The following is a 7,847-nucleotide window of genomic DNA, read 5'->3' as shown; positions in this document are numbered from 1 at the left end:
TCAATGTGCTACACGCTATCTCTCTGAGACAACTATATTATCTTACCACGCTCATTCTCGCTTGTCAACTACTTCTTTTAACTTTTTTCTCTAAGTTAACTTTTTTGTCGCTCACTTCGTTGCGCGTATCCTGCGTTAGGACATGTATTAATATACCAACTTTCTCCCCCGCCGTCAACACTTTATTGATACCTTTTTCTCTTTCCTTTTTTCTTCCTACTTTCTGCCCCTATCTGATTTTACCGTTCGCTTTTTATCCCCCCTTCTTCCCCCTCTTTTTACTTTCGTTCGCTTTTTTCGCCACCCCTTTACCCTTTCTTTACTATTAAAAAAACCGCAAAAGCGGTTTTTTGATTTCTATGCTTGATGCCACCTTTGTCCTTGTGATGTATCTTCAACAATTATCCCAATTTCACTAAGCTGTTGACGTATTTTATCTGATAATTCAAAATCATGTACTGCTCGTGCTGACACTCGTGCAGCCAATAGTTGTTTTTGTGTGTCTGTTATTTGTGGCTTATCATCTAATTCTGTTATACCAAAAACACCTAGCAACAATAATAGCGTATCCAGTAATCGTTGTACTGTTTCAGCTTTAACTGTTTTATTTTCAGTATATGTATTTGCCAATGTAACAAGTTCAAAAACTGCCGCTAACGCGTTAGGGGTATTGAAGTCATCATCCATTGCTAACTCAAAAACATCAATTTGCTTTTTAATAGCTGTTTCTATATCAACGTCTTTTCCAACATCAGCATTATTCAAACGAAATAATAAATTGCGATAACCTGTACGAATACGATCAAGCGCAACACGTGCTTGTGTTAAAGTATCAGGTGAATAATTAATAGGTCGTCGATATTGCGTCGTCGCTAGTAAGAATCGAATTGTCATTGGATCATCGTAATGCTTTAGCATATCGTGAACCGTAGTAAAATTGCCTAATGATTTAGACATTTTCTCATCATTGACATTAACAAAGCCATTGTGCATCCAATAATTTACAAATTTTTGACCCGTGTGGGCTTCTGATTGCGCCATCTCATTTGTATGGTGCGGGAAGGCCAAGTCTATGCCTCCGCCATGAATATCAATAGTATTTGATAAATATTTTTGTGCCATAACTGAACATTCGATATGCCAACCAGGACGGCCTTTGCCCCATGGTGACTGCCATGAAATTTCATCTTCTGCCTGTGTGGCTTTCCAAACGGCAAAATCTATCGGATCTTCTTTACGGGTCATTTCTTCATCATCTAACCGACCAGCAGCATTTTCTGTCATTTCATTGAGATCTTGGTGTGCTAAAATGCCGTATCCTTTAAATTTTTTGGCTCGAAAATAAACATCCCCTTGCGTTTCATAAGCATACCCCTTATCAATTAAATCTTGAACAAAGACAATAATGTCAGGAATAACTTCTGTGGCACGAGAGCGTATTGTTGCTGGTTGAATATTTAAAGGTAAAGTATCTTCATCAAAGGCATCAGCATACTTGTTAGCAATAGTCATCTCATCTACGCCTTCTTCACGGGCCCGTTGAATAATCTTGTCATCAACATCGGTAAAGTTAGAGACATATTTTACTTGATAACCACGATATTCAAAATAGCGACGGACAACATCAAACGCAATTGATGACCGTGCATTACCAATATGAATGTAGTTATACACTGTTGGTCCACAAACATACATATTAATTTTACCTGGCATAATTGATTTGAAAGTTTCTTTCTCACGAGTCAGAGTATTGTAAATTTTAATCATGATACGCTCCTTTATTATTACTTAGCACCCATTATACAGGACTCTGCAACCTTTTTACCAGCAACGCGTTAAGTCAGTCAAATATAACTGTCATTAAGCCTGAAATAATTAAGGCATTAAAAAAGTTTTTCAAACTATGAGTTTGAAAAACTTTTTTGTCATCAGGCTTTTTACTTTTCAGAAATGGCAGCAATACCAGGTAATTCTTTACCTTCGAGGTATTCTAATGATGCGCCACCACCAGTTGAGATGTGTGACAATTTGTCAGCAACACCCAATTGTTGTACAGCAGCAGTTGAATCACCACCACCAACGATTGTTGTTCCACCGTTTTCAGTTACTTTAACTAATTCTTCGCCAATTGCTAATGTTCCCTTGGCAAAGTTAGGCATTTCAAACACGCCCATAGGTCCATTCCAAACAACAGTCTTAGCATCAGCTAATGTTTCTTGCAATAATTTGATTGACTTAGGGCCAATATCTAGACCCATGTAGCCATCTGGAATACCAGCTTCAGCATCAACAATTTCAGTTTGTGCATCATTTGAGAAAGCATCAGCCGCAATTGAATCAACAGGTAATACTAACTTATCACCAGCTTCAGCCATCAATTTCTTAGCCAATTCAACTTTATCAGCTTCAAACAATGAATTGCCGATTTTATTTCCCTTAGCAGCATCAAATGTATAAGCCATACCGCCACCAACAATTACCTTATCAGCTTTATTTAACAATGACTTAACGATTTCAATTTTATCAGAAACTTTTGCACCACCAATGATAGCAACAAAAGGACGAACTGGGTTAGCAACAGCATCCCCCAAGAACTTGATTTCTTTTTCCATCAAAAGTCCAGCAGCAGCTTGCGATACGTTTGCTGAAATGCCAACGTTTGAAGCATGAGCTCGATGAGCTGTACCAAAGGCATCATTGATGAACAAATCATCCCCTAATGAAGCCCAGTATTTACCCAATTCAGGGTTATTTTTTGATTCATTTTTAACTTCTTGACCATCAACAACGTCTTCAAAACGTGTGTTTTCAACCATCAATACTTCGCCATCTTGCAACGCATTAACAGCAGCTTCCAATTCTGTTCCACGAGTTTGTGGGATAAATTTAACAGTCTTATTCAACAGTTCGCCCAAACGTGCAGCAACCGGTGCCAATGACAATTCTTTCTTGTCATCTTCAGATTTAATACGACCCAAGTGTGAAAACAAAATAGCACGTCCCTTGTTTTCAAGCACATATTTAATTGTTGGCAAAGCTGCCACAATACGGTTATCGTTCCCAATAACACCTGCCTTGATAGGCACGTTGAAGTCAACGCGCATTAATACTTTCTTACCTGAAAGTTCCAAATCCGAAACAGTCAATTTAGCCATGATAGCCTCCAAAATTTTATAGTTACAACTCCATTATAAAACAAAAAGCGGTTGTTGTGTTGTGATATGTGAAATACTACTCAAATTATACCAACACGTAATTTATGTGTGACATAGCCAAGTGACTTCAAAACATCAAAATCGCGTTGTGTCACGATAACTTGTTGAATTTTATGCGTCTTATCTTGCAATATAGATGCTAAGTTATGCCAAACTTGTCCTTTTTCATCCAGAACACCACCGACTAGTGTTAAGGTTGTATTTTGTGGCGCAAAATTAATTTCACGTCCTAGCTGTGTGATATTAAATGTTTCTGATACCCACCTGTTTCCAACACTCACGATATAGTCTTCAGCCTGAGGATATTTTTGATCATAAGCATAAACAAAATTACGGTGATTTTCAAAATAAAAGTCTCTAATTTGTACCGTTTCTTGCCCGACATAAAAATCTGACTCTAACAAATTACCCTCACTAAAATATTGTTTAGCAAATAATTTCCCATCACGTCGATAAATATCTTTATAATCAATTTTGCCGTCTAAATCATACCACACAACAGCTTGTACGATACGTTTTGAATCATTAAACCATCTGACACGTGCGATTTCGTGACCCCTACTCATAATACTCTTGGTTCGATCTTTGTTTAAAATAAACTGCGCATTATTTGGCACTGGTAGATCTGTCCACCAAATACCATTGTCACTGGCAACAGGTTCCAGATAACGCTGTGCATACATGTCATAAACACGCGCAGGATTAAGCCCCATTTTAGTCAACAAATACACCGCATCTTCATGTGGTGTAGCTAACCATAGCGCACTACTGTTCCCTGACTTCACTTGTTCAATTTGCCATGCAACACCAGGAGAATTTGTATAAGCGAGTGAATTAATAATTTCGATTGTCATAGTATTTTTGCCATCACTTTTTGCCATTGATTAGCAATCGTTTTATTGTCAAAACGCTTCGCCACATTGGCAGCGCCTACTGACAGGGCATTATAGTGTTCAAACACATGCCCCATAGCCTCAGTTAAATGTTTGATATTAGATACTTCATCAGTTTTTTCGTGACTAAATTTTGCCAAATAGCCATTCACACCTTCATGGACCAGTTCTTGTGCCCCGTATAAATTGTCATAGGTTACAATGGGCATTGCATTGCTAATTGCTTCAATGTAGGTTAACCCAAAACCCTCAGAATAGGAAGCAGACACAAATACGTCATATGCTCGCATATCCTTTACCATATCTTGACTCAATCCTCTTAAATGTATAAATGGCTCCAAATTAAGCGATTTAATATAGTTTGCTAACTGATTTTCTTCGCTACCAATACCATAAATATCTAACGTTGCCGGCATGCCCTTCAAACGCAATTGACTGACTGCTTGGATAATATGCATGATGTGCTTTTCTGGATGTAACCGTGAAGCTGTGACAAATCTGGCTGTTTTACCATTCCAAAGCTTAGGAACTACTGAGTCAGATACCCCCCCAACTGCGATAGCGTTAATTTTTTTAGACGCATTTGACACACCAATAGTAGTTAGCTGTGACATCATTGCTTCTCTTTGTAACTGGGTTGCCACAATTACCAGATCGATGTCATCCAAATGATCAAACATATACTGATAATAATTATTCCAAAGTGGATGCCCAGCATGCCAGGTGACAAAATGATTCGCATGCACCACATCTACAATTTTCAAAGCCGCGCCTTGCTGTTTCATGTGAATCAGCGCCTCTTCATTTTCCGTTCCGCGGTCAATAATATAAATATTATGCTCAAATCGCCGTTGCAACTCTAAAAAAAAGAAAGCTAGTAACTCTTCAAAAGTTGTGAATAAGTAATGCTTACCTCGGAAGTTATCCACTCTAATATTTGTAGCGCGCCTATCATGTAACCCCTTATGTCGATAATGCCAAGAAACTTTTCGATTGCCATTTTCGAGTATGACACGATCATCTTCTATATGATAAATATTTTTTTCTTTTACATATCTTTTACGACGTTGCACTGTTTCTGTATAATTTCCCGTTGCTTGCCGTTTAATCATGCGTTGTGTACTTGTCGTATCCCAAAGTACTTCCTCATAATAATCATGCGTACGTTGCTCGCCTTCGTGTAAATACCTATCCGGATCATCACTCAAAAAATAATCATACATACCGATTACTTCCGACTCAGCAATACACCATTCTTTCATATGCTGATGTAACTGTGGTAAACAATCAGTAAAAATTAATTTAAACGGGATATCTTTCTCACGAAAGCGCGCAGCACGGTAGAATTGTGCGTGTTCAACACCACTATTACCATGTCCCATGCTTTTATTTACAAAAAAGTTCATTGTGTGACTACCCCCTGATCTTAAAACTTTTTATCACTTAATGTTCATCATTACTTATCATTGTATTGCCATTATCATAGCACAAAAGCGACAGTCTCTGAAGTAGAGATTGTCGCTTTTTATGATAGATTACCTTGTTCAATCAAGCTGTAAAACTTTTTTAACTTGATTAACTGTTAGTCTGGCAGCCTGATCTGGATTAGATTTTGCTAGGTCAGAAAGTTGCTTTTGTTGTTGTGCTGCCATCGTTTTCTCAGCAGCATTTTTTGGCGCTAATTTAACAGTTAACGATTTCGCCTGTTCTGTCGTCAGTGCCACCCAAGTAGGCGGCACTTGATAGGTGACTTGACGATGTTTTATTTGTCCATCATTGCCTGCAATACCAAACAATACTTTAAAGCCATTCAATTTATACACGAAACGTGTTGTTTTAGTTACTTTATAAGCCTTATTACCCGAAATGTCCACCTGCCTAGTGGTCGTATTCAAATCAGGCTTAGCCACGGTCGTTTTTTTATTTTGTATTGCCGCTTTATAAATATAAGCATTTTCTTTGCCATTTGTACCAACCGGTTGGTACAGTAACATACCAAAATTTTGTTCATTTGGACCAGCGGAGTAAATTTCTTTTTTAGTCGTTGTGGTGACTGAAGTCATACCATAATGATCATGCATGTTTGCAACAATCATTATCACACTCAAAATTAGACCAGCGAACATAACCAATGTGACAGCATAACGCATACCAGACTTTTTGATTGTCATATTAGTCCAAAACGCCAATATGGCAAATAATGCCATTATTAGAATAATCATGTTATGCTTCCTCCTTTATTGGTGTATTCACTTTGCCACTGTGTAACAAGAACGTGACAAGAAAGGCAACAACACCAAACGCAGCAGCTAAAAGGAACGAAGCATGAAAACCGCTCAATGTTGCATCTAAAGCACGACGTCCGAATTCTATTGGGTCTTGGCCCTTCAAAATGTTTTTAGGCATATTATTTTTTGTTACAGACTGCATAACCGATGCCAATACCGCTGTTCCCAATGAGGCAGCAATTTGTCGCATTGTATTGTTAGCCGCAGTGCCTTGTGCTGCTGTTTTTGGCGACAGTGCTCCCATGGCCGAGGCAGTTAATGGCATCATCGTCATCGCGATACCGAACATACGTAAGGTATAAAGCGTTGTAATATATATCGTTGGTGTTGTAGCTGTCATATAAAACAGTGGTATTGTACCAATGATTAGAACAGTAAAGCCTGTCATAGCTAATCTCTTAGCCCCATGTTTATCGTAAAAAGCCCCCGCAATTGGTGAAATAACTCCCATCATCAAGGCACCAGGTAATAATGTTAATCCTGAATTAAGTGGTGTTAAACCACGAATGTTTTGCATATAAATAGGCAAAACCATTTCAACGCCAATCATGGCCATCATGGACAAGGATACTAATATTGTTGTAATCGTAAACTGTTTTGACTTAAAGACTGACATATCCAAAAATGGCTTATCCATATTTGACTGATGCCACATAAATTCAATCACAATAGTCAGTCCGACAATTAGTGGTAGAATAACGTTGATACTGCCCCAGCCATCTGTTGCAACCATTGCGAAACCGTACAATACTAGACCAAATCCTAATGTTGATTCAATCAATGACCGTACATTTAATGTTACTTTTTGTGTTGGTAAGACATCATGGAAGAAGAAAAATGACGCAATCATCACAACAATGACAACTGGTAAGACAACGCCAAAAATTGATCGCCATGAATTTTGTAACGTCAATCCTAAAAATGTATGATCTTTTTCTAAAATCCATCCTGATAATGTTGGACCAATGGCTGGTGCCATGCCAATTACTAGACCGCCAAGCCCCATAGCTTTTCCACGTGACTCAGCATTGAATAACGATAATGACACAACTTGCATCAAAGGCATCAAAATTCCGACAGCCATGGCTTGTAATACACGTGCGACCATTAGCATCCAAAACGCGCTAGTAGGTGTCACAAAGGCAACTAACGTCCCAATCGTGAACAAACTTAATGCTGACAAATATAATCTTTTTGTTGGAATACGGGTCGTCAAAAATGCCGAAACCGGAACCATAATACCGTTAGCCATTAAAAAAATCGTTGTTAACCATTGTACGGTTGATGCATTCACATCAAATGCCCGCATTAGTGCTGGCAAAGCTGTTCCGAGGGCTGTCTGCATTAACATTACTGAAAAGACGCCGACTAGTAGAACCAGCATCATTGCCATACGGTTGACTGGTTTACCATGTCTATCAAGTATTTCTTCACTCATAGTTAGTTTCCTT

At 38.4% G+C, this 7,847-nt stretch carries 6 protein-coding genes; all 6 read right to left on the bottom strand.

What is annotated here, in order from left to right:
- Positions 1 to 357: 357 nt before the first annotated feature.
- Positions 358 to 1,767 (bottom strand): cysteine--tRNA ligase, encoded by a 1,410-nt coding sequence (gene cysS, locus K5Q14_RS06360; RefSeq protein ID WP_220734991.1) that lies wholly within the window; start codon positions 1,765 to 1,767, stop codon positions 358 to 360.
- Positions 1,768 to 1,937: 170 nt separating this feature from the next.
- Positions 1,938 to 3,155, bottom strand: coding sequence for a phosphoglycerate kinase (locus K5Q14_RS06355; RefSeq protein WP_220734990.1), 1,218 nt, complete (start codon positions 3,153 to 3,155; stop codon positions 1,938 to 1,940).
- 80 nt (positions 3,156 to 3,235) lie between these two features.
- Positions 3,236 to 4,069 (bottom strand): glycosyltransferase, encoded by an 834-nt coding sequence (locus tag K5Q14_RS06350; RefSeq protein ID WP_246587589.1) that lies wholly within the window; start codon positions 4,067 to 4,069, stop codon positions 3,236 to 3,238.
- The gene (locus tag K5Q14_RS06345; RefSeq protein WP_220734988.1) at positions 4,066 to 5,514 is read right to left on the bottom strand and encodes a glycosyltransferase; all 1,449 of its coding nucleotides are present in this window, start codon (positions 5,512 to 5,514) and stop codon (positions 4,066 to 4,068) included. Before K5Q14_RS06345 ends, K5Q14_RS06350 begins: the two co-directional genes overlap by 4 nt.
- A 138-nt stretch (positions 5,515 to 5,652) precedes the next feature.
- Positions 5,653 to 6,330 carry a DUF4811 domain-containing protein gene (locus K5Q14_RS06340; protein ID WP_220734987.1) on the bottom strand — a complete coding sequence of 226 codons (678 nt, stop codon included), beginning with the start codon at positions 6,328 to 6,330 and terminating at the stop codon, positions 5,653 to 5,655.
- A 1-nt stretch (position 6,331) separates the two neighbouring features.
- Positions 6,332 to 7,834 (bottom strand): MDR family MFS transporter, encoded by a 1,503-nt coding sequence (locus K5Q14_RS06335; protein WP_220734986.1) that lies wholly within the window; start codon positions 7,832 to 7,834, stop codon positions 6,332 to 6,334.
- Between the last annotated feature and the right edge of the window lie 13 nt (positions 7,835 to 7,847).

This window comes from Leuconostoc inhae, assembly GCF_019656015.1.
Lineage (GTDB): Bacteria > Bacillota > Bacilli > Lactobacillales > Lactobacillaceae > Leuconostoc > Leuconostoc inhae_A.
The sequence above is the reverse complement of the archived record's forward strand: the minus strand, read 5'-3'. Positions and strand labels throughout refer to the sequence as shown.